This window comes from Streptomyces glaucescens (genome assembly GCF_000761215.1).
Lineage (GTDB): Bacteria > Actinomycetota > Actinomycetes > Streptomycetales > Streptomycetaceae > Streptomyces > Streptomyces glaucescens_B.
Genome location: NZ_CP009438.1, coordinates 6,864,460 through 6,885,977 on the forward strand (window position 1 = coordinate 6,864,460; position 21,518 = coordinate 6,885,977).

The 21,518-nt window shown below is 74.2% G+C and carries 23 protein-coding genes and 1 riboswitch; of the genes, 12 read left to right on the forward strand and 11 right to left on the reverse strand.

Going from position 1 to position 21,518, the window contains the following annotated elements:
• The first annotated feature begins 40 nt into the window (after positions 1 to 40).
• The 4 genes from SGLAU_RS29690 to SGLAU_RS29700 all read left to right on the forward strand — a co-directional run bounded on the left by SGLAU_RS29690 (position 41) and on the right by SGLAU_RS29700 (position 2,033).
• On the forward strand, positions 41 to 460 hold the full coding sequence (locus SGLAU_RS29690) for a CBS domain-containing protein (protein WP_043505636.1): 420 nt from the start codon (positions 41 to 43) through the stop codon (positions 458 to 460).
• A gap of 428 nt (positions 461 to 888) precedes the next feature.
• Positions 889 to 1,239 (forward strand): DUF6479 family protein, encoded by a 351-nt coding sequence (locus tag SGLAU_RS29695; RefSeq protein ID WP_052413952.1) that lies wholly within the window; start codon positions 889 to 891, stop codon positions 1,237 to 1,239.
• A 73-nt stretch (positions 1,240 to 1,312) separates the two neighbouring features.
• Positions 1,313 to 1,489 carry a hypothetical protein gene (locus tag SGLAU_RS35785; RefSeq protein ID WP_099052873.1) on the forward strand — a complete coding sequence of 59 codons (177 nt, stop codon included), beginning with the start codon at positions 1,313 to 1,315 and terminating at the stop codon, positions 1,487 to 1,489.
• A 43-nt stretch (positions 1,490 to 1,532) separates the two neighbouring features.
• Positions 1,533 to 2,033, forward strand: a complete 501-nt coding sequence (locus tag SGLAU_RS29700) for a metallophosphoesterase family protein (protein ID WP_043505637.1) — start codon at positions 1,533 to 1,535, stop codon at positions 2,031 to 2,033.
• 514 nt (positions 2,034 to 2,547) lie between these two features.
• On the opposite strand, the gene SGLAU_RS29705 is transcribed toward SGLAU_RS29700, so the two are convergent.
• Positions 2,548 to 3,801 carry a YncE family protein gene (locus SGLAU_RS29705; RefSeq protein ID WP_043505638.1) on the reverse strand — a complete coding sequence of 418 codons (1,254 nt, stop codon included), beginning with the start codon at positions 3,799 to 3,801 and terminating at the stop codon, positions 2,548 to 2,550.
• Positions 3,802 to 3,950: 149 nt separating this feature from the next.
• Here SGLAU_RS29705 and SGLAU_RS29710 point away from each other — a divergent pair, with 149 nt between their 5' ends.
• A complete protein-coding gene (locus SGLAU_RS29710; RefSeq protein ID WP_078957958.1) occupies positions 3,951 to 4,682 on the forward strand; it encodes a TetR/AcrR family transcriptional regulator in 732 nt (243 codons plus the stop codon).
• A gap of 15 nt (positions 4,683 to 4,697) precedes the next feature.
• On the opposite strand, the gene SGLAU_RS29715 is transcribed toward SGLAU_RS29710, so the two are convergent.
• The 5 genes from SGLAU_RS29715 to SGLAU_RS29735 form a co-directional block, all read right to left on the reverse strand.
• Positions 4,698 to 5,930, reverse strand: coding sequence for a glycosyltransferase (locus SGLAU_RS29715; protein ID WP_043507229.1), 1,233 nt, complete (start codon positions 5,928 to 5,930; stop codon positions 4,698 to 4,700).
• A gap of 85 nt (positions 5,931 to 6,015) precedes the next feature.
• A complete protein-coding gene (locus SGLAU_RS29720) occupies positions 6,016 to 7,281 on the reverse strand; it encodes a cytochrome P450 (RefSeq protein ID WP_244315281.1) in 1,266 nt (421 codons plus the stop codon).
• Positions 7,282 to 7,880: 599 nt separating this feature from the next.
• Positions 7,881 to 8,729, reverse strand: a complete 849-nt coding sequence (locus SGLAU_RS29725) for a bifunctional 5,10-methylenetetrahydrofolate dehydrogenase/5,10-methenyltetrahydrofolate cyclohydrolase (protein WP_043505639.1) — start codon at positions 8,727 to 8,729, stop codon at positions 7,881 to 7,883.
• Positions 8,730 to 8,751: 22 nt separating this feature from the next.
• Positions 8,752 to 8,836: riboswitch (ZMP/ZTP riboswitch) on the reverse strand.
• A gap of 54 nt (positions 8,837 to 8,890) precedes the next feature.
• A complete protein-coding gene (locus SGLAU_RS29730; protein ID WP_043505640.1) occupies positions 8,891 to 9,256 on the reverse strand; it encodes a nuclear transport factor 2 family protein in 366 nt (121 codons plus the stop codon).
• Positions 9,257 to 9,375: 119 nt separating this feature from the next.
• Entirely contained in the window at positions 9,376 to 11,130 is a 1,755-nt protein-coding gene (locus tag SGLAU_RS29735) for an ABC transporter ATP-binding protein (protein ID WP_043505642.1), read from the reverse strand.
• A 233-nt stretch (positions 11,131 to 11,363) separates the two neighbouring features.
• Here SGLAU_RS29735 and SGLAU_RS29740 point away from each other — a divergent pair, with 233 nt between their 5' ends.
• The 3 genes from SGLAU_RS29740 to SGLAU_RS29750 all read left to right on the forward strand — a co-directional run bounded on the left by SGLAU_RS29740 (position 11,364) and on the right by SGLAU_RS29750 (position 14,099).
• Positions 11,364 to 12,452, forward strand: a complete 1,089-nt coding sequence (locus SGLAU_RS29740) for an S-(hydroxymethyl)mycothiol dehydrogenase (RefSeq protein ID WP_043505643.1) — start codon at positions 11,364 to 11,366, stop codon at positions 12,450 to 12,452.
• A complete protein-coding gene (locus SGLAU_RS29745; RefSeq protein WP_043505645.1) occupies positions 12,449 to 13,081 on the forward strand; it encodes an MBL fold metallo-hydrolase in 633 nt (210 codons plus the stop codon). Before SGLAU_RS29740 ends, SGLAU_RS29745 begins: the two co-directional genes overlap by 4 nt.
• Positions 13,082 to 13,181: 100 nt before the next feature.
• Positions 13,182 to 14,099, forward strand: a complete 918-nt coding sequence (locus SGLAU_RS29750; RefSeq protein WP_043505646.1) for an SDR family oxidoreductase — start codon at positions 13,182 to 13,184, stop codon at positions 14,097 to 14,099.
• Here SGLAU_RS29750 and SGLAU_RS29755 read toward each other — a convergent pair.
• Positions 14,090 to 14,641, reverse strand: a complete 552-nt coding sequence (locus SGLAU_RS29755; protein WP_043505647.1) for a hypothetical protein — start codon at positions 14,639 to 14,641, stop codon at positions 14,090 to 14,092. The two genes, SGLAU_RS29750 and SGLAU_RS29755, sit on opposite strands and share 10 nt — an antisense overlap.
• A 101-nt stretch (positions 14,642 to 14,742) precedes the next feature.
• Between SGLAU_RS29755 and SGLAU_RS29760 the strand changes: the two genes are divergently transcribed.
• From SGLAU_RS29760 to SGLAU_RS29770, 3 genes are all read left to right on the forward strand, one after another.
• The gene (locus tag SGLAU_RS29760) at positions 14,743 to 16,044 is read left to right on the forward strand and encodes an MFS transporter (protein ID WP_052413953.1); all 1,302 of its coding nucleotides are present in this window, start codon (positions 14,743 to 14,745) and stop codon (positions 16,042 to 16,044) included.
• A gap of 114 nt (positions 16,045 to 16,158) precedes the next feature.
• Positions 16,159 to 16,854 (forward strand): L,D-transpeptidase family protein, encoded by a 696-nt coding sequence (locus SGLAU_RS29765; protein ID WP_043505648.1) that lies wholly within the window; start codon positions 16,159 to 16,161, stop codon positions 16,852 to 16,854.
• A gap of 147 nt (positions 16,855 to 17,001) precedes the next feature.
• Positions 17,002 to 17,163, forward strand: a complete 162-nt coding sequence (locus SGLAU_RS29770) for a hypothetical protein (RefSeq protein WP_162484290.1) — start codon at positions 17,002 to 17,004, stop codon at positions 17,161 to 17,163.
• Positions 17,164 to 17,178: 15 nt separating this feature from the next.
• On the opposite strand, the gene SGLAU_RS29775 is transcribed toward SGLAU_RS29770, so the two are convergent.
• Positions 17,179 to 18,492, reverse strand: a complete 1,314-nt coding sequence (locus SGLAU_RS29775) for a S1 family peptidase (protein ID WP_043505651.1) — start codon at positions 18,490 to 18,492, stop codon at positions 17,179 to 17,181.
• A 131-nt stretch (positions 18,493 to 18,623) separates the two neighbouring features.
• Positions 18,624 to 19,454 carry an SAM-dependent methyltransferase gene (locus tag SGLAU_RS29780; protein ID WP_043505652.1) on the reverse strand — a complete coding sequence of 277 codons (831 nt, stop codon included), beginning with the start codon at positions 19,452 to 19,454 and terminating at the stop codon, positions 18,624 to 18,626.
• 189 nt (positions 19,455 to 19,643) lie between these two features.
• On the opposite strand from SGLAU_RS29780, the gene SGLAU_RS29785 reads away from it, so the two are divergent.
• Entirely contained in the window at positions 19,644 to 20,042 is a 399-nt protein-coding gene (locus tag SGLAU_RS29785; RefSeq protein WP_043505653.1) for a PPOX class F420-dependent oxidoreductase, read from the forward strand.
• 63 nt (positions 20,043 to 20,105) lie between these two features.
• On the opposite strand, the gene SGLAU_RS29790 is transcribed toward SGLAU_RS29785, so the two are convergent.
• Together SGLAU_RS29790 and SGLAU_RS29795 are read right to left on the reverse strand one after the other, a co-directional pair.
• On the reverse strand, positions 20,106 to 20,531 hold the full coding sequence (locus SGLAU_RS29790; protein ID WP_043505654.1) for a Zn-ribbon domain-containing OB-fold protein: 426 nt from the start codon (positions 20,529 to 20,531) through the stop codon (positions 20,106 to 20,108).
• A 150-nt stretch (positions 20,532 to 20,681) separates the two neighbouring features.
• The gene (locus tag SGLAU_RS29795) at positions 20,682 to 21,416 is read right to left on the reverse strand and encodes a TetR family transcriptional regulator (protein ID WP_063838904.1); all 735 of its coding nucleotides are present in this window, start codon (positions 21,414 to 21,416) and stop codon (positions 20,682 to 20,684) included.
• Positions 21,417 to 21,518: the final 102 nt, after the last annotated feature.

Here is a 21,518-nt window from a genome sequence, read left to right on the forward strand (position 1 = left end):
GTACCCGGAGCGGCGACGGACGACGAGAAGGAGGTACGTCATGACCCAGCACGTCCGCGACATCATGACCGCCGATCCGGTCACCGTGGAGCCGCAGACCTCCGTCGCACAGGTCGCCCGGATCATGCGCGACGAGGACATCGGCGCGGTGCTCGTCACCGAGGGCGACACTCTGCGCGGCCTGGTCACCGACCGTGACCTGGTCATCCGGTCGATCTGCGAGGGCGGCGATCCGGAGCAGACCACGGTCGCCGGGGCGTGCAGCGAGGACCTGTTCACGCTGGAGCCCGACGAGGAACTGGACCACGCCGTGCAGCTGATGCGCGAGCACGCGGTACGCCGGGTCCCGGTCGTCGACCACGGCCACCCCGTGGGGATCGTCTCCCTGGGCGACCTGGCCATGGAACGCGACCCGGAGTCCGCCCTCGGCGACATCAGCGTGGCCCGGCCCAACACCTAGCGGCCCGCGGGGACGTCCACCGGGCCGTCCGCCGGCACCTCGCGGGGTGCGGGCGGACGGCCCTTTCCCGCGCGTGCCGGCCGCGCGTCCGGGCGCTGCGCCGGACCTCGGCCGGCCGCCGTGAGGGGTGTGGCGACCGGGCCGTGACGGCGTGGCGGCCGGGCCGTGTGCGGCGCCGTGACGCCCCGCCCCCACGGGCCCCGCACCGCGCAGGCCCGGCCCGCGGCCCGCCCCACCGGGTACCGGCCAGGTCCCGGCGAGGGCGAGGGCGGGGGCGGGGGCGATGGCTGACCGGAAGCCCCCGACCGCCGGTCCCGGGCGCCCGCCAGGACCGCGGTGACCGCTCCACCCGCTCGGGCCCCGCCCGTCCGGGGCGCCCGAGGGATGCCGGCACCCATCCGCCGGGCGGCAGCGGGTACCCGACGTCCATGAACACCACCGCGTACACACTGGCCGCCTCGGGATCCGCACTGGGCATGGCCGTCATCGTCGTCGGCGGCGTCCTCATCACCGCCGCGCTGATCTACGCCGTCCAGTACGGCATCCGGATCCGCCGCAGCGAGGCCCGCAGGCCGGGGCGGGGCAAGCGCCCGGCGCGCCCCGGGTCCGGGCCGGTCCACGAGACCCGGGAACAGCGCGCGCCCCACGAGATGGGCGGCGGCGAACGGCTCGGCCCGCACGAACTCCGCCCGACCGGCGGCACCCCCAGCGGCGACCAGCACCGCCCGCGCTGGGACAGCGGCTCCAGCGGCTCGTTCGGCGGCGGGGGCCCCGCCTGACGCCGTCCCGCGTCCGTTTGCCCGGCCTGCCGCAGGGGACCCGGGGGAGCGGAGACAGCGAAAGGAGCTCGCCGTGACCGCCTCCGCCAGTGAGAAACCCCCCGTCCGGCGCCCGGAGACCGGCTGGTCGAGGGCCCGCCGACTGCGGGAGAAACCCGCGTTGCGCACCTGCCTGCCGCCCGTCGGGGACCCCGAAGGACCCGAGCTGACGCACACCGCCGAGTGGAACATCATCAGGGGCGACGACTGACCGACGGGAGGACCGAACCACGTCACCGTCACACGCCGCACCCGTGCGCCTGTTGCTGATGGCCGACACCCACGTGCCCAAGCGGGCCCGGGAGCTGCCCGCGCCGCTGCTCGCCGAACTGCCGAACGCGGACGTCGTGTTCCACGCCGGGGACTGGGTCGACACCGCCACCCTCGATCTGCTGGAGGGGCGGTGCCGCCGGCTCGTCGGCGTGTACGGCAACAACGACGGGCCGGAACTGCGCGCCCGGCTCCCCGAGGTGGCCCTCGTCGAGCTGGGCGGCCTGCGGTTCGGCGCCGTGCACGAGACCGGCGCCGCACAGGGCAGGGAGGCACGCTGCGCCGCCCGCTTCCCCGACCTGGACGTGCTGGTCTTCGGGCACAGCCACATCCCGTGGGACACCACCGCCCCCACCGGCCTGCGCCTGCTCAACCCCGGCTCGCCCACCGACCGGCGCAGACAGCCGCACTGCACGTACATGACCGCCACCGTCACCGGCGGCCGCCTCACCGACGTCACCCTGCACCGGCTCCCGCCACGCTGAACCGGGGCGGCCCCGCGCCCGCGTGCGGCCGCCCGGGCCCGGTCCGGCCGCCCGCTCCTGGGACGCCCACCTGACGTCCACCGGCCTCCGGGCCGCCGCCCCGCCGCGTGCACCGCCCCCGCCGTGGCACTCGGCGGCACCCCGCCGCCGCCCCAGCGCGGTGCGACGATCTCCGCCCGCCACCGGCACGGCGACCTCCTCGGGAGTGCGCGCCCCGAGGTCCGGCCCGATCGGCGAGCGCAACCGGACCGGCTCCCGCCCGCCGCCCCCCGGCCGCGACCGGCCCCCGCGCCCGCTCCTCGTGCGTACGGCGGCCGCCCACCGCCCCGGCGTACACGCCGGTCCGCGGACGCCTTCCCAGGCAGCGGCATGTCGATCCTCGGGCCGGCGGCGGACGGCGGGCCACCGGGACCGTCCGCCACGCCGCCACGCCACCGCGTCGCCGCGCCGCGGAAGCGCCCCGCGCCGAGCCGACGGCGCGGGCCGTGTGGACGGCGCGGGGCACGGGTCGCCGTCAGCCGGCCGACGGGCCCGTCCAGTTCGCGGGCACCCGCGCCAGCCGGACCCGCTGGGGGTGGTCGCCGACCGGGACCGACACCGTCTTCTCGCCGGTCGCGAAGTCGATGGCGGTGACCCGGTCGGCGCCGCTCTCGGACACCACACAGGACTTGCCGTCGCCGCTGACGGTCGCCCAGTAGGGCTTGGCGACGGGGACCAGGGGACCCTCCTGGAGGGTGGTGCGGTCCACCACGGTCGCGTAGTCGTCCATGGTGCCCGCGACACACAGCTTGGTGCCGTCCGGCTTCATCGTGATGCCGTGGTGGCGGGAGTCGTTGACCCAGGTCGTGCGGTCCTCGCTGGTCGCCGGGTTCTTCGGCAGGGTCTTCGTCCGGGTGATCCGGTCGGTGGCGACGTCGTACTCGAAGAAGCCGTTGAAGAACGACACCTGGAAGTACAGCTTCGACTCGTCCGGGCTGAACGCGGCCGGGCGGACGGCGTCCGAGTAGTCCCTCAGGCCGATCGCGTCGAGCCGCTGCCGCATGTCGATCACCTTGACCTGCTGGAACGTGGTGGTGTCGACGACGGTGATCCGCCGGTCGCCCTTCGTCCAGTCCAGCCAGGGCGCGTCCAGGGCGTTGTTCACCTCACCGATGGACATGTTCCACAGGTACCTGCCGTCCCGGCTGAACACGTTCTCGTGCGGCTTGTCCCCGGTGGCGAACGAGCCGACCTGCCTGCCCGTCTCGATGTCCAGCACGTGCACGGTGCTGGAGGTGGAGGCGGAGACGGCGACCCGGGTGCCGTCGGGGGAGACCGCCATGTGGTCGGCGCGGTAACCCGACACCGGGAAGCGCCACTTGACCGCACCGGTCACCAGGTCGAGGGAGACGACGTCGGCGAAGCTGGGACGCGAGACGACCATGGCCGAGCCGTCCGGGGTGGCGTACATGTCGTCGACGAACTGGTCGTGCCCCTCGCCGACGCTGTTGCGGATGCCCATGAAGTAGATCCACCTGATCGGGTCCGCCTTGATCTCCGCCATGCGCCGCTCCTTGTCCGGGACGACGTTGATCCGCCCGATCCGCGTGAAGTCCCCGCCCGACTCGATGACATCTGCGGTGCCGTCCCAGTTGTTGCCGACGAACAGCACCTCCCGCAGCGCGGCGGGGGAGTCCGGGGCCGCCGAGGCGGCGGTCGCGGGGGCGGTGACGGTGAGCACGAGCGCGGCGGCGACGGCGGCGAGCCGTCGGGTTCCGAGGGCAGGCATGAGTGCTCCCTCCTGGGAGTGGGGATGGCGGGAGGAATCTGAAAACGAGTGCGTTCAGACTGACTTACTGGAAAGTAAGGACGGGGCGCCCTTCTCCACAAGACCGCGTACACGACAAAATTGGCCGACCGTGGAGGACGGGGAGGCACGTGACAGGCAGGCTCAGAGCGCCCACCGGGCGATACGGCGGCCGGTCCGCCGAGGAACGGCAGGCCGAGCGGCGCCGCCGCTTCCTCGACGCCGCACTCCGGCTCTTTGGCGACCGGCCCGGCTACCGGGCCACCACCGTCGCCGCGCTCTGCGAGGCCGCGGGACTGTCCACCCGGCAGTTCTACGAGGAGTTCCGCACCCTGGAGGACGTCCTCGCCGCCCTCCACCTCCAGGTCAACGACTGGGCCGAGCAGGCCGTCCGCGCCGCCGTCGCCCAGGCCGCCGGACTGCCGCTGGCCGAGCGGGTGGCCGCGATCTTCCACGCCTACGCCGCCGACGTCACCGCCGACCCGCGCCGCATCCGCATCACCTTCGTGGAGATCGTCGGGGTCAGTCCCCGCCTGGAGGAACAGCGGCTGGCCCGGCGGGCCCGCTGGATCGACCTCATCCGCGCCGAGGCGGAGGCGGCCGTCGCCCGGGGCGAGGCCGCGCCCCGCGACTACCGGCTCCCCGCCGCCGCGTTCATCGGCAGCGTCAACGGCCTCCTCCACGACTGGAGCGCCGGCTGGGTGGACGCCACCCTGGACGAGGTGGTCACGGAACTGGTCCGGCAACTCCTGGGCCTGCTGCGCCCGGTGGAGTGGGAGGACGACCGGTGGGACGGACGCCGGTACGGAGCGCCGGGGACTGGCGGCAACACGGCCGGGCGCGATACCGGCCCGCCGGGATGATCCGAACGACAGGCCTCAGCCCCGCAAGGCGTTCACCCGTTCCACCACCGCCGCCGTGCCGTCCTCCGCGCGCACCCGCGCTGCCAGGGTCCGGGCCCGCTCGCGGAAGGCCGGGTCGCGGGTCGCCCTTACGAGGGCCGGGGCGAGGGTCCCGGCGGTCAGGCGGCGCAGCGGGACCACGCCGGGCGCGACCCCCAGGGCGACCAGCCGGGCCGCCCAGAACCCCGCGTCGAACTGCACGGGCACCGGCACGGCGGGCACCCCGGCGCGCACCCCGGCCGCGGTCGTGCCCGCACCCGCGTGGTGCACCACGGCGGCCATCCGCGGGAAGAGCACCGAGTGCGGTACCTCCCCGACGGTCAGCATGTCGTCCCCGTCGGCCGCCAGCCCGCCCCAGCCCCGCTGGAACACCCCGCGCAGCCCGGCCCGGCGCAGCGCCCGCACGAGTTCCGCGCTCAGCCGCTCGGGGTGCGGAACGGTGGCGCTGCCGAGGCCCACGAAGACGGGCGCCGGGCCCGTGTCGAGGAAGTCCCGCAGCTCGGGCGGCAGGCCCGGATCGCGGTCGTACGGCCACCAGTACCCGGTCACCTCCAGGCCGGGCCGCCAGTCACGCGGCCGGGGCACCACGAGGGGGCTGAAGCCGTGCAGCACCGGCCAGTCCGCGCGCTCCCGGGCCCGCCAGGCGGCCCACGGCCGCTGCCGCGGCAGCCCCAGCCGGTCACGCACCTCCAGGACGGCGGTCGACAGCACCTGCTCCATCGCCAGGCCCATGCCGTGGCCGGCGAGCCGGTTGCCGACGGCCCCCCAGGACCGGGCGCCCAGCACCGACGGCGCGAACTCCCGTGTGGGATCCAGCGGTTGCAGGTGCAGGCCGATGCTCGGCAGCCGCAGCCCCTCGGCGATGCCGTGCCCGAGGGGCACCAGCGAACCGGACAGCAGCAGCACCTCGCGGTCCTCCGCCGCCGCGAGCAGGCCGTCGGTCATCCGCGCGGCGGCCGCCCGTGCCATCTCCGCCAAGCGCACCATCTTGCCCACCGCGCTCGTGCTGCGGCTCATTCCCTGCCCGCGCGGCGTCTGGAGCAACTCGGCCCGGGGATCCACCGCGAGCGCGTGGAACCCGACCCCCGAGCCCGTCACCAGCGGTGCGAAACGGCCATGGGTCACCAGCGTCACCTCGTGCCCGGCCCGCACCAGCGCCTGCCCGAGCCCGGTGAAGGGGGCCACGTCGCCCCGGGAACCCGCCGTCATGATCGCCACCCGCACACCGCCAGTATGACGCCCGGGCCCGCGCCGCGGGAGGCCGTCGGAGGGGCGCGAGACGCGGGAACGGGTGCTACCGCTGTTCGACCGCCACCCGCAGGGGCGCCCGGAAGGACAGCAGGCCCAGCATCGGGGGATCCCCGTCCTCGGCCGGCCGGATGCGGGGCAGCCGCCGTGCCGCCCGGCGCAGCGCCACCGCCGCCTCCGTGCGCGCCAGGGAGGCCCCCGGGCAGCGGTGGCGGCCGACGCCGAAGGCCAGGTGCTGCCGTATGTTCGCCCGGTGGGGGCACATCCGTTCGGGCGCGCTGAAGACCTCCGGGTCCGAGCCGCTGCCCATCAGCATCAGGAGCAGCTGAGCGCCTTCGGGCAGGTCCACCCCGCCGAGGATGACCGGCCGCGCGGTGACCCGGCGCCAGGACGTCACCGGCGGCTCACGGCGGAGCACCTCCTCGACCCACGCCTCGGCCAGGCCCGGCTCGTCGGCGAGGCGCGGCCACAGCCCGTCCTCCGCCAGTGCCCGGCGCAGCACGGTCGCGATGAGCTGGCCCGTGGTGGACTGCCCGGCGACGAAGACGAAGAAGCAGGCGCCGACCGCGGTCTCGGCGTCGAGTGGGGCGCCGTCGGGCAGCCGGTGCCGGGCCAGGGCCGCGACGAACGAGCCGGGCGGTGCCGTGCCGGCGCGCACGGTCCGGGTCAGCCACTGGTGGAACTCGGCCACCAGGGGAGCCAGTTCGAGCTGGCGCTCGGGCGTGGGACGGCCCCAGAACAGTTCCAGTGAGGCGTCGCTCCAGCGGATCAGGGTTGCCGCGGGGACGCCGTCGACGCCGAGCAGTTCCATCAGCACCCGGCACGGCAGTACCTGGGCGAACGAGGTGAACAGGTCGCCGCCGCCCGAGGCGTCGAGGTGCGCACCGGCCGCCTCGAGCAGTTCGTCGGTGATCCGCTCGATCACCGGTACGGCGGCGGCGACGCGCCGGGCGTCGAAGAACCGGCTGACCAGGCGGCGCAGTCCGGGATGGCTGGGTGTGCCGTTGTTCGCCAGCGCGGGGGGAAGCCCGAACCGGGCCCTGGCGAGCACCCGCAGTGCTCCGACCGGCAGCGGGGTGACGGCGTGCTGGGCGTTGTCGGGCCGGAAGGCGCCCGGGTCGAGCAGCACCCGGCGGATGTCCGCGTACCGGCTGACGAGCCACAGTCCGGTCCGCGGGTCGTGGTGCACGGGCGCCTCGGCGCGCAGTGCGTCCAGCCAGGGGTACGGATCGGCGACGAACCCCTCGCCGAAGAGGTCCAGCAGGTCGAGGGGCGGGGCGGGGGGTGCCGCGTCCGGGGCCGGGGAAGTCACGGCCGGACGCTAACACGTGACCGCCCGGCCACCGTCCGTGTGTGCGCGGCATCACCGAGCGCGTGTGGACGGCGTCACCCGCGGTGCGGTGGAGCGGCCGGGGCCCGGGTGACCCGTAGGGCCGGGGTGCGGGGGGACCGGTGTCCGGGGTGCGGGTGAGCGGTGCGGACCGGGGCGTGGGGGCCCGGGTTCGGCCGGGCCGGAGCCCGGGGGAGCGGTGCTGCGCGCATGGGTTCCGAGGCGGCAGCGAGCCCCGTGACGCGCGGGGCCGACCGGCCTCCCGGGGACCGGGGCCCCGGGGACCGGCCCCTGAGATCCGGCGTCGCGTGACGCCGAGGTGTCCGGGGGCTGGGTCCCGAGCCCGTTCCTGGGGGTCGGCGCCTGGGGTCCGGCGCCGTGGGTCCGGCGTCGCGTGACGCCGAGGTGTCCGGCGGCTGGGTCCCGAGCCCGTCCCTGGGGGTCGGCGCCTGGGGTCCGGCGCCGTGGGTCCGGCGTCGCGTGACGCCGAGGTGTCCGGGTGCCGGCCCCGACCCGGCGGCGGCCGCCCGGTCCCCGGCGCCGGGCCGCGCGGCCCCGCGCGGCCCCGGCCGCCCGGCGCGTCACGCCGCGAGCTGCCGCTCCGCCGCGTCGACCGTCTGCTCCAGGAGCGTGGCGATGGTCATCGGCCCGACCCCGCCGGGCACCGGTGTGATCAGCGAGGCCCGTTCGACGGCCGAGTCGAAGTCGACGTCGCCCACGTTGCCCGCGTTGTACCCGGCATCGACCACGACCGCGCCCGGCTTGAGGTCCTGGCCGCGGATCAGCCGGGGCCGCCCGACCGCGGCGACCACGATGTCCGCCTCCCGCACGGCCGCCGACAGATCCCGGGTGCGCGAGTGGCAGTAGGTGACGGTGGCGTCCCGGGCGAGCAGCAGCATCCCCGCCGGCTTGCCGAGGATCGCGCTGCGGCCCACCACGACGGCCCGCTTCCCGGCCGGGTCGACGCCGTACTCGTCCAGCAGCCGCATGATCCCGCCGGGCGTGCAGGACACGAAGCCGGGCAGGCCGAAGCTCATCGTGGCGAAGGAGGCGAAGGTGACGCCGTCGACGTCCTTCTCCGGCGCGATCGCCTCGAAGGCGGCCCGCTCGTCGATGTGGTCGCCCATCGGGTGCTGGAGCAGGATGCCGTGCACGCCGGGGTCGGCGGACAGCTCGCGCAGGGTGGCGACCAGGTCCCCGGTGGTCGTGGCGGCGGGCAGGGCCACGTGCCGGGAGGTGATGCCGGCCCTGCGGCACCGGTTCTGCTTCATCTTGACGTAGGTGACGGACGCCGGGTCCTCGCCCACCAGCACCGTCGCCAGACAGGGGGCCGTGCCGGTGCGGCCGGTGAGGACGGCCGCGCGCTTCGCGGTCTCCTCGACGATGCGCGCGGCGAGCGCGGTGCCGTCCATGAGCCGGGCCTGGGACATGTTCCACTCCTGGGTCGATCGACCGGATCGCCCAGGCGCGCGGCATCGACTCTGCGTGGACCGCTCCCCGGTGGTACTCCACCTCAGCGCCAGTCACGGCCCCGGGCCAGCCTAACGGAGACCGCCCCGGGGCCCGCGCCCGGCCCGGCGCCCGCGTCCGGCTACTCGTCCCAGGCCTGGATCATGGTCTGCTCGACGATCTTCCCGTCGCGCAGGGTGAGCATCGACTCGGCGAGCACCCGCACCCCGTCGGGGTATTCGCAGGACTCGCTGAACGCCGCCCGGTCGCCCTGGACGACGCAGTCCTCCAGTTTGTGCGCCATGTCCCGGCCGTACACGTCGTCGAGCAGTCGGCCGATCTCGTCCCGGCCGTGCAGTACCCGCGGACGGCTCGGCTGGGTGTTGCGGTCGACGACCCGCAGCTGCGCGTCGTCCGCGTAGAGCGACATCAGGGTCGCCGAGTTGTGTCCTTCGATGCCCCGGCGCAGTGTGTCGGTGTCGAAGGCGGGGGTGGCCGCAGTGCCCATCGTGACCTCCTCGCGAGGGGTGCGGTCCGGCTGGACGGCGGACCGCGAAGGGCCTCTCCTACGAGACTCCTCCGCGCCGTCGGCCCCGGCAAGCCCGGCCGGCGCCGCCCTGCCGGGTGTCAGTCCGCCGCGGCGAGGAACTGCGTGGCCGCCAGCTCCGCGTACAGCGGGTCGGCGGCCACGAGTTCGCGGTGCGTGCCCACCGCGCGGACCCGGCCCGCGTCCATCACCACGATCCGGTCGGCCATCGTCACCGTCGACAGCCGGTGCGCGACCACCAGCACGGTGGTCGTCCGGGCGACGTCGGCGACCGTGTCCCGCAGCGCCGCCTCGTTGACCGCGTCGAGCTGCGAGGTCGCCTCGTCCAGGAGCAGCAGCCGGGGCCGCCGCAGCAGCGCCCGGGCGATCGCCACCCGCTGGCGTTCCCCGCCGGACAGCTTGGTGCCGCGATGCCCCACCAGGGTGTCCAGGCCGTCCGGCAGCCGGGCCACCAGCCCGTCCAGGCGGGTCGTCTTCACCACCCGTGTGATCGTGTCCTCGTCCGTCTCCGGATTGCCCAGCAGCAGGTTGTCGCGCAGCGAGCCGGACAGCACCGGGGCGTCCTGCTCGACGTAGCCGATCGCGGACCGCAGCCGGGCCAGGTCCCAGTCGGCGAGATCCCGGCCGTCCAGCGTGATCGTGCCCGACTCGGGGTCGTAGAACCGCTCGATCAGCGAGAAGACGGTGGTCTTGCCCGCCCCCGACGGGCCGACGAAGGCGGTCATGCCGCGCGGCGGCACGGCGAACGTCACCCCGTGGTGGACGTAGGGCAGATCGTCGGCGTAACGGAAGCGGACGCCGGTGAAGGCGAGGGCGGCCGGCTCGGCGCCGTCGGCCGGCAGCCCGGCGGCCGGGGACCGCGGCTCGGCCGGCAGCCGCAGCGCCTCCTGGATCCGGCCGAGCGCCGCGGCACCGGTCTGGTACTGGGTGATCGCGCCGACGACCGACTGGATCGGCGACATCAGGTAGAAGACGTACAGCAGGAACGCGACCAGCGTGCCGACGTCGATCGCTCCGGTCGCCACCCGGGCGCCGCCCACGGCCAGCACCGTGATGAAGGCGACCTGCATCGCCAGCCCGGCGGTGTTTCCCGCGGCGGCCGACCACTTGGCGGCGCGCACGCTCTGCCGCCAGGACTCCTCGGCGGCGGCGTGCAGCGTCCGCTCCTCGCGCTGCTCGGCACCGGACGCCTTGACCGTGCGCAGCGCGCCCAGCACCCGCTCCAGCGAGGCACCCATCGCGCCGACCGCGTCCTGCGCCTGCCGGCTGGCCCGGTTGATGCGCGGCACGATCACCCCGAGCACGGTGCCCGCGCCGAACACCACGGCCATGGTGACCCCGAGCAGCACCGGATCGACCAGCCCCATCATCACCACCGTCGCCACCAGGGTGAGCCCGCCGGTGCCCAGGCCGACCAGGGAGTCGGTGGTGACCTCGCGCAGCAGGGTGGTGTCCGAGGTGATCCGGGCCATCAGGTCGCCGGGCTCACTGCGGTCGACGGCTGCCACGCGCAGCCGCAGCAGGTACGACGACAGGGCGCGCCGGGCGCCGAGCACCACGGACTCGGCGGTGCGCCGCAGTACGTAGGAACCGACCGCGCCCAGCGCCGCGTTGGCGACGACCAGGGCCGTCATGAGCAGCAGGGCGCGCCCGATGGCCCGGTCGTGGGAGAGGTCGTCGATCAGCTCCCGCGCCACCAGGGGCAGCGCGAGGCCCGTGGCTCCGGTCACCAGCGAGAGCACCGCGCCGGCCAGCAGGGCCCAGCGATGCGGTCGGACGTAGCCGAGAAGCAGCCGCCACGGGGGAGGGCCGGTGGGGGTGTCTGCGCGGGTCAAGGGTGCTCCTTCGCCGATGGCGTCCGGTGCCGACGGAGCGTTCAGGCTACGACGGCCGGCGCGCCGGGGCGTCCCCGTTTTCCCGGGGAGCGCGCCCCTCGGCCGAAGGGGGCGGCCACCGGGGCCGGCCTGGCCGGAAAGTGCCCTGCCCGCCTGTCACCCGTGCCCTGACCGATCGGTCGGCCATAGGGTCGGCAGCGGGACGGACCCGCCGAAAGAAAGGGAACAGCATCATGGCGCAGGAAGTGCGCGGCGTGATCGCACCGGGCAGGAACGAGCCGGTGCGGGTGGAGACGATCGTCGTACCCGATCCGGGGCCGGGCGAGGCCGTGGTCCGCGTCCAGGCCTGCGGGGTCTGCCACACCGACCTGCACTACAAGCAGGGCGGCATCACCGACGAGTTCCCCTTCCTGCTCGGCCACGAGGCCGCGGGCGTGGTCGAGGCGGTCGGCGACGGCGTCACCGAGGTGGCGCCCGGCGACTTCGTCGTCCTGAACTGGCGCGCCGTGTGCGGACGGTGCCGGGCCTGTCGGCGCGGACGCCCCTGGTACTGCTTCGACACCCACAACGCCCGGCAGAAGATGACGCTCGCCGGCACCGGGCGGGAACTGTCCCCGGCCCTCGGCATCGGCGCCTTCGCCGAGAAGACGCTCGTCGCGGCCGGGCAGTGCACCAAGGTGGACCCCGCCGTCGCCCCCGAGGTGGCCGGACTGCTGGGGTGCGGGGTGATGGCGGGCATCGGTGCCGCGATCAACACCGGCGACGTGGGCCGGGGCGACACGGTCGCCGTCATCGGCTGCGGCGGTGTCGGCGACGCCGCCATCGCCGGATCGCGGCTGGCCGGCGCGGCGAGGATCATCGCCGTCGACATCGACGACCGCAAGCTCGCCACCGCCCGCACCATGGGCGCCACCCACACCGTCAACTCCCGTCAGACCGACCCGGTGGCAGCGATCCGCGAGCTGACCGGCGGTTTCGGCGCCGACGTCGTCATCGAGGCGGTCGGCCGCCCGGAGACCTACCACCAGGCCTTCTACGCCCGCGACCTGGCCGGCACCGTCGTCCTCGTCGGCGTGCCCACCCCGGAGATGAAGCTCGAACTCCCGCTCCTCGACGTCTTCGGCCGCGGTGGCGCGCTGAAGTCCTCGTGGTACGGCGACTGTCTGCCCTCCCGGGACTTCCCGATGCTCATCGACCTGCATCTGCAGGGGCGCCTCGACCTCGGCGCGTTCGTCACCGAGACGATCGCGCTCGACGAGGTGGAGAAGGCGTTCGAGCGGATGCACCAGGGTGACGTACTGCGCTCGGTGGTGGTGCTGTGACGACCGCCCGCATCGAACGCCTGGTCACCTCCGGGCAGTTCAGCCTCGACGGCGGCACCTGGGACGTCGACAACAACGTCTGGCTGGTCGGCGACGACCATGAGGTCGTCGTCATCGACGCCGCCCACGACGCCGACGCCATCGCCGAGGCCGTCGGTGACCGCCGTCTCACCGCCATCGTGTGCACCCACGCCCACAACGACCACATCGGTGCCGCGCCGGCCCTCGCCGACCGCACCGGCGCCGTCATCTGGCTGCACCGCGACGACCTGCCGCTGTGGAGGCAGACCCACCCGGACCGGGAACCCGACGCCTGGCTGCGCGACGGCCTGGTGATCGAGGCCGCGGGCGCCGACCTGACCGTGCTGCACACCCCCGGGCACGCGCCCGGCGCGGTCTGCCTGCACGACCCCGGCCTCGGTGCCGTCTTCACCGGCGACACCCTCTTCCAGGGCGGCCCCGGTGCCACCGGCCGCTCCTTCTCGCACTTCCCGACCCTCGTCGACTCGATCCGCGACCGGCTGTTCACCCTCCCGCCGGAGACGAGGGTCCTCACCGGACACGGGGACTCCACCACCATCGGGGCCGAGGCACCGCATCTGGAGGAGTGGATCGCGCGGGGCCACTGAGCGGCGCGCGACACGGGAACCCGTCGCGAAAAGAAGACAGGAGATGTCCGGCTTCCACGGCAGCCTCGTACCGACCGCGCACACGAGGAGGAGGCCGGACATGCCGGAACAGCCCTTGGAGGGCACCATCGCACTCGTCGCCGGGGCGACCCGGGGAGCCGGGCGGGGCATCGCCGTGGAGCTGGGGGCGGCCGGCGCCACGGTGTACGTCACCGGGCGCAGCACCCGCGCCCGGCGCTCCGAGTACGACCGTCCCGAGACCATCGAGGAGACCGCCGGCCTGGTCACCGAGGCGGGCGGCACGGGCATCGCCGTACCCACCGACCACCTCGACCCCGCCCAGGTCCGCGCCCTCGTCGAGCGCATCGACCGCGAGCGGGGCCGCCTCGACGTCCTCGTCAACGACATCTGGGGCGGCGAGCACCTGTTCGAGTGGGAGACCCCGGTCTGGGAGCACGACCTCGGCAACGGGCTGCGGCTGCTCAGGCTCGCGGTGGAGACCCACGCCATCACCAGCCACCACGCCCTGCCGCTGCTGCTGCGCCACCCCGGTGGCCTGGTGGTCGAGATGACGGACGGCACCGCCGACTACAACCGCGACCACTACCGCAACTCGTTCTTCTACGACCTCGCCAAGACGGCCGTCCTGCGCATGGCGTTCTCCCTCGGTCACGAACTCGGCCCGCGCGGCGCCACCGCCGTCGCCCTCACCCCGGGCTGGCTGCGCTCGGAGATCATGCTGGAACACTTCGGGGTGCGCGAGGACAACTGGCGCGACGCCCTCGACAAGGTCCCGCACTTCGCCATCTCGGAGACCCCGCGCTACGTCGGCCGTGCCGTCGCCGCGCTCGCCGCGGACCCCGACGTGGCCCGCCACAACGGCGCCTCCCTCTCCAGCGGCGGCCTGGCCCGGGAGTACGGCTTCACCGACCTCGACGGCAGCCGCCCCGACGCCTGGCGCTACCTCGTCGAGGTCCAGGACCCGGGCAGGCCCGCGGACACCACCGGCTACCGCTGACCACCGGCGTCCGCCGCCGGCGGCGGCAGCGGCCAGCGCGCCGAGTGCCCCGGCGGCAGCGCCAGGTCGGCGCGCACCGCCGCGTAGTACCGCTCCCGCGCCGCCCGCTGCCCCTCCAGCAACCGCTGCCAGGCCCCGGCGTCGCGCGTTCCCGCCCGCAGGAACGCCTCCATCTCCAGCACCGCGAGCACCCAGGCCCGCGCGGTGTCCACCACCTCGCGGCTGCCCAGCAGGAGCAGCGCCTCCCCGGCCGGGTCGCGGGCGTCCGCCGCCTCGGCCAGCAGCGGCTCCGCGGCCTCGGGGGAGAGGGGGTGCGGATGCGGGTCGTTGCCGAGGTGCGACGCCACCCGGTACGTGAGGGTGATGGTCTTCTTCAGCTGGCGCGCGTAGTCCGCGTACGCCGCGAGCCGGCGCTCCTCCCAGCGGGCCGCCTGCTCCCGGCGGAACCGGACCTGCTCACCCCGCATGACCACCAGATAGGAACCGAGAGCACCGATCACCACACCGAGCAGAGCGGGCAATTGCTGTATGAACGCGGACATGGACGCACGCTATCCGCAAGAGAATTGACGTAGTGCCACTTAAAGATCCCTGTAGATCTCCTCGCTTGTCCTTCCCGATCGCCCTCGGGCACCGTTCTCCTGTGCACAGCGACCCGCAGACCGCCCCGAAGCCGCCCGCCCCGGCACCGCCCGCCTCCCCCTGGCGGGCCCGTGACTTCCGCACCCTCTTCGCCGCCACCACCCTCAGCCAGCTGGGCACCAACGTCGGCTACGTCGCCGTGCCCCTGGTCGCGGTGGCCGCGCTGGACGCGGGTCCCGGGCAGGTCGGCGCCCTCGCCACCCTCAGCACCCTGGCGTTCCTGCTGATCGGGCTGCCGGCCGGGGCGTGGGTGGACCGGATGCGGCACCGGCGGGTGCTGATCGGAGCCGACCTCGCCCGCTCCCTGCTGTTCGTCTCCGTGCCCCTGGCCTGGTGGCTCGACGCGCTCACCCTCGGCCAGCTCTACACGGTGGTGCTGCTCACCGGCTGCGCCACGGTCTTCTTCGACGTCGGCTCGCAGAGCGTGCTGCCCCAACTGGTCGGCCGTGACGCCCTGGTGGGGGCGAACGCCGCCGTCGTCAGCCTCCAGGCGGCCGGCAACGTCGCCGGGCGCGGTCTGGGCGGCGCCCTCGTCCAGTTGTTCACCGCCCCCGTCGCCGTGCTCTGCACGGCCGTGGCCCACTTCGCCTCCGCCCTCCAGCTCGTCGCCCTGCGCGGCGGCACCGATCCACGGCCCCCCGCGGCCCGCACCGGCCTGGCCGCCCAGATCGCCGAGGGGCTGCGCCACGTCCTCGGCAACTCCGAACTGCGCGCCCTCGCGCTCACCGCCTCGCTCACCAACCTCGGGTCGCAGATCGTGAACACCATGCTGCCCGTGCTGTTCGTGCGGGAACTGCACCTCTCGGCGAGCGTCCTCGGCCTGTACTGGGCCGCGGGCGGCCTCGGTCTGCTGCTCGGCGCCCGCTGCGCCCGCCCGCTCGCCACCCGCCTCGGGCTCGGCCCCACCCTCGCGCTGGCCGGCCCGCTCCTGGCGCCCGCCGCCCTCCTCGTCCCGCTCATCGGCCGCGGGCCCTGGCTGTGGCTGGCCGGGGCGGGCTGGGCGGTGGCGATGTTCAAGACCGGCATGGACAACGTCCTCGGGGTCAGCCTGCGCCAGGGGATGACGCCCGACACCCTGCTCGGCCGGATGAACGCCACCTTCCGCTGCATGCTGACCGGTGCCCTCGCGATCGGCGCGGCCCTGTCCGGTCTGCTCGGCGAGCTGGCTGGGGTGCGCACCACCCTGTGGACCGGCGCCGCCCTCCTGACGGTGGCCTTCCTCCCGGTGCTGCTCTCCCCGGTCCGCGGACGCCGCGCGCTGCCGGGCGAGGAGACGGGCGAGCCCGCGACGTCGCGCCGGTGAGCCGCGGAGGCGCGCCATGAGCCGTCTCACATTCCTCCGCACTCGTACAACCACTTGGGCGTGGCAGACGTCTAGGTCTGAGACATCCACCGCAATGAAAGGGCAAGGCTGGACATGGGGGACAAAACCAGACGGGCCACCGTCGTCCTGGGTGCCACCGCGCTGATGGCACCGCTCACACTCGTACTCGGCGCCGGGTCGGCGCAGGCCGCGAGCTGTACCACGCAGACCGGTCCGTACCAGAAGCAGGTGGAGAAGTTCCTCGGCCGGCCGGTCGACGGGCGGCAGTCCGCCGCGGACTGCAAGGCCATCCAGGCCTTCCAGACCAAGCACGGCATCCAGCCGAACGCCGGCTACGCGGGGCCCGTCACCTGGGGTGTGATGGACCTCATGCTGAAGCAGAAGGCCGTGGGGAACAAGCCGAACAAGGACGGCAAGTGCCCGGTGAACAAGGGCCGCATCGCCTGCGTGAACCTGACGCTCCAGCTGAGCTGGATCCAGGACGGCAGCAAGCTCGTCTACGGTCCGGTCCCGGTCCGCACCGGCCGTGACGGCTACGAGACCCGCACCGGCCTGAAGAAGGTGTACTGGCGCAACATCGACCACGTCTCCTCCATCTACGACGTGCCGATGCCCTACGCCCAGTTCTTCGACGGCGGCCAGGCGTTCCACTCCGTCGGCGTCAGCATGTGGAACCCGCCGGGCTCCCACGGCTGCGTCAACATGACCAAGACGCACGCCAAGCAGTACTGGTCGCTGCTGAAGAAGGGCGACGACGTCTACGTCTACGGCCGCAAGCCGGGCACCTGACATCGCCGTGGCGGGGAGCCCTGCCTCGCAGGGGAACCGCCGCCGGCGAGCGGGGGAATGGGAGTGATCAGCGACACGGTCCGATATGTCCGCTTCGCTCCCGTTCACTCACACGGCCTTCACCTCGGGCGCCGTATGCTTCACAGTATGTCCACCAGTGTTGAAACCGTTTCCGAGCGATCGGCCGCGGAGGTCAACGAGGAGATCCGGGCCCTGTGGCTCCGGTCGGGCGGGACACTGAACACCGAGCAGCGCGAGGAATACCAGCGGCTCGTGATGGAGTGGGCCGACCGCACCTCGGCCGCCTGACCCCCCGATCCTCGGTCAGCCCCAGCTCGCCGAGTACTGGCGCTGGTAGGCCCTGCGGTCCTGCTCCGTGCGGATCCACCGCGTGGCCACCAGCGCGACCAGACTGCCCGCCACGACCAGCAGCCCCGGACCCGTGTTCCGCGGGTCCGTCAGCCGTGCGTACAGGGACGGCGTCCCCGTGCCGCCCGCCGCCGCTGCCGGCGCACCGGGCGCGATCGCGCTCTGCGTCGCCGAGGAACCCGGTCCCGGCGCGGCCGCACCCGTCGCGGTGATCAGCCGCACCCCGAGCGACTCCATGGCCGCCGTCACCGGCTGGAAGAAGGTCGTCCCGCCGGTACGGCAGTCGCCGCTGCCGCCCGAGGTCACGCCCAGCGCGATCCCCGCCGCGAACAGCGGCCCGCCGCTGTCGCCCGGCTCCGCGCAGACATCCGTCTCGATCAGTCCCGTGACCGTGCCCTCCGGATAGTTCACCGTCGCGTCCAGCGCGGTCACCCGCCCGTCGCGCAGCCCGGTGGTGCTGCCGCTGCGGAACACCCGCTGCCCGACGGCCGGATCGGCCGCCCCGGTGATCCGCACGCCCTTCCCGTCGCCGACCGCCACCACGTCGGCACCCTCGCCCGCCCGGCCCCCGGCGTACCGCACCAGCGAGTAGTCGTTGCCCGGGAAGCTCCCGGCGACCGTGCGGCCCACCTGCCGCGTGCCCTGGCCGTCGGCGAACCAGACGGACCCGGTGGGCCCGCAGTGCCCGGCGGTGAGGATGAACTCACGCCGCCCGTCGGTCACGTTGAACCCTGTCGAACAGCGCCCGCTCGTCGACAGAATGGGCTGCGCCCCGTTCAGCCGGGTGGTGAAGGTGCCCGCGGAGCGCTCCATCCGGACGTGTCCGCCGATGCCCTCGGCGACTTCGGCCAGGGCGGCCCAGTCGGTGGCGGAGACGGTGCGGTCGGCGCGGACCACCACCTCGTTGTGCCGGTAGTCCACCGCCCAGGCCGTGCCGGCCACCCGCGGGGCCGCCCGCAGTGTCGCGGTGGCCGACCTCAGCTCGCTCAGGCTGTGCCGCACGACCTTCGGCGTGGCGCCCGCCCGGCGCACCTCGGCGGCCGTGCCCCGGTCGGTGACCGCGACCACCGGCCGCCCGTCGGCACCGATCCAGCTTCCCGCGGTGCGCTCGGCCCCGAGCCGCCGTACCAGCTCCGCGCCGTCGGCCGGCACCGGATCCGGCGGCGGGCTCGCCACCGCCTGGGTGACCATCGTCGTCCCGAGCAGCAGGCCGCCGACGGCCGCCAGCCGTGCCGCTCGCCGGACGATCCGTCGTCGTACGTGCCTCATGCATGGCTCCCGAACCCCGAACGCGCGGTGCCCGCACCGCGGGGGCCTCCGGCAGTCGAGTGCCCCCCTTCGCATACGTGCCGGGAGCCGGGCCCGTTCAGCCCGGCCCGGGGCGCACGCCCCGGTCCGCGTCAGTTCTTGCGGGCCACGCCGCCGAACATCGCCACCTCTTCCCGCTCGGCGCCGTCAGCGCTCTCCGGGCGCCAGCGGGAGCAGGAGACCACGCCGGGCTCCAGCAGCTCCAGCCCGTCGAAGAACCGGGTGACGTCCTCGGGGCTGCGCTGGGTCAGCTTGGGGGTGCCGTGCTCGTTCCAGAACTTCACCGCCTCGTCCACGTCCGGCATGGACGGCGAGGTGATGGTGTGCGACAGCACCAGGTGGCTGCCCGCGGGAAGCGCGTCCACCAGCCGCCGGACCACGCCGTACGGGTCCTCGTCGTCGCCCACGAAGATGACCACGCCGAGCAGGATCAGCGCCACCGGCTCGCTGAAGTCCAGCGTCTTGGAGGCGTGTTCGAGGATCGCGTCGACATTGCGCAGGTCCTCGTCCAGGTAGTCGGTGCGGCCCTCGGGGGTGCTGGTGAGCAGCGCGCGGGCGTGCGCGAGGACGAGCGGGTCGTTGTCCACGTAGACGATCCGCGACTCGGGGGCGAGCCGCTGGGCGACCTCGTGGGTGTTGTCGGCGGTCGGCAGTCCGGTGCCGATGTCCAGGAACTGGCGGATCCCCGCCTCCTCGACGAGGTACCGCACGGCGCGGCCCAGGAAGAGCCGGTCGGCCCGCGCGTACTCGCCGATGCCCGGGTGCAGCCGGCGGATCTGGTCACCGGCCGCGCGGTCGACCTCGTAGTTGTCCTTGCCGCCCAGCCAGTAGTTCCAGATGCGGGCCGTGTGCGGCTGGGAGGTGTTGATGCGCTCGCGCAGGGAGTCGGCCACGCCGTCCGTGGTGGGCGGGTTCTCGGTCACGGGATCAGCTCCTGGGATGCCGGAATGCGTAGGGACACGGTGAGTGTCAAGGAGCAATCTAGACGGAGGAGTTGATCATTGCCGATCCCTGTGCGCGTTTTGTTGCGCCACGCCCGCTCCCCGCGCGTCCGCCGCGGTCCGCATGCGCGTGGCCCGCCCCGGCCGGCGGGCGCCGCCTAGACTCGCGGCATGGACGAGACGCCCACCGCCCGGCTCGGTGCGGGCAAGTACCTGCTGATCACCAGCTACCGCAGGAACGGCACCGGGGTGGACACCCCGGTGTGGGTGGTGGCCGACGGGGACGCGCTCGGCGTGTGGACGGTCGCCGACTCCTGGAAGGTGAAGCGGATCCGCAACCGCAGCGACGTCCGCATCGCCCCGTGCGACGTGCGCGGGAACCCGCTCGGTGAGGCCGTCGAGGCCACCGCCGAGATCTGTGACGCGGCCACGACCGCCCGCTACCGCCGGCTGATCGCCCGCAAGTACGGCCTCGTCGGCCGGCTCACCCTGCTCGGCAGCCGGCTGCGGCGCGGGACGGAGGGCACGGTCGGCATCCGGCTGACGCCCAAGGCCGCACGATCCGCCTGAGGCCCGACAGTCACACGGCCCGCACGGCCCGCACGGCCCGTCCGAGGGCCGCCTGAGACCCGCTCAGCTCCAGGCCCGGTAGGGCTCGTCGACCAGCTGGAAGACGGGCTCGCCGCGCACCGGGTCCTTGGCCGTGGACAGCCGCACCCGGTCGCCGCTGTGGATGCCGATGGGCGGGCCCATGACCCTGCCCCGCACCACGAACCCCTCCGCCATCTCTATCAGCGACACATTGCGCGCCGCCGGGGTGTTGCGGTGCACCACCGTGGAGTGGCGGACCGTGCCCGTGCCCTCGCTGCGCTCGGTCCGCAGATCGCTGCCCTGGCACACCGGACACAGCAGCCGGTGGTACATCGCGGTGCCGCACCAGGTGCAGCGCTGGAAGAGGATCGTCTCCTCGTCCGCCGTCCGGTGCTCGATCGTGGGGGCGAGGACGCCCGCCGCGGAGCCGGCTCCCTGCTGAGCGGCGCTGCCTGAGTGGTGGTACACGCTGTCAACTCCCTGCGCTCGGCCGGAATCCCGCGTGCGCGGCTCACCGTGCACGCCCGTGCCCGGTTCGCCGTGCCACCGTGCACGCCGACAGGTTATGGCACTCAGTGTCACGCGTAAAGGCACTCCGTACCCCGATTTTTGCCGCGTTCAGTCCCGGCCGAGCGTGGTCTCGATCTCCTGCACCACCCGCCACAGGGGCGCCCCCCGCCGGGACACGACCACGACCACGTCCTCGGGCCCTTCCGCGGCCGGCGGCACGGGGGACGCGCCGAAGGCCGACTGGACGTAGCCCAGCGCGTGGTCCACGGCCGCGCCCGCGTCGCCCTGCCCGTCGGAGCGCAGCCAGGAGCGCAGCGCGTTGTTGTGCGCCGCCACGACGGCCGCGGCGATCACGTCGGCGCGCAGCGTCCCGTCGCGCCGCCCGGCGAAGCGCCCGCGCAGGTAGTCGGCGAGGGCCCGCTCGTAGCGCCACACCACCGACAGCTCGTAGGCGCGCAGCCCGGGGACCTTCTTGGTGAGCCGGTAGCGCTGCACCGAGAAGGCCGGGTTCTCGGCGTACATCCGCAGCACCAGCCGGGCGGCGTCGCAGACCCGGGCCACCGGCTCGTCGCCCTCCCCGCCGGCCGCAAGGAAGGCCTCCATGTCGGCAAGGCACCGCTCGTGGTCGGGGAAGACCACGTCCTCCTTGGAGGGGAAGTAGCGGAAGAAGGACCGCCGCCCCACCCCGGCGAGGGCCACGATGTCGTCGACGGTCGTCTGCTCGTAGCCCCGCTCCAGGAACAGCCGGAAGGCCGCCGCGACCAGGGCGTCCCGCATGGGCGGCTTCCCGCCCGACGCCCGCGCCTTCTCGCCGTCCCCCGGCGCCGCACTGCTGGAGCTCATGGACGGGAACGTTACACGGCGATGGCACTGAGTGCTGTGCAAGGAGGGAACTGAGTGCCCTGCCGGGCCTCCGCGTACTCTTTCCGCACCTCAGCGCCCGCC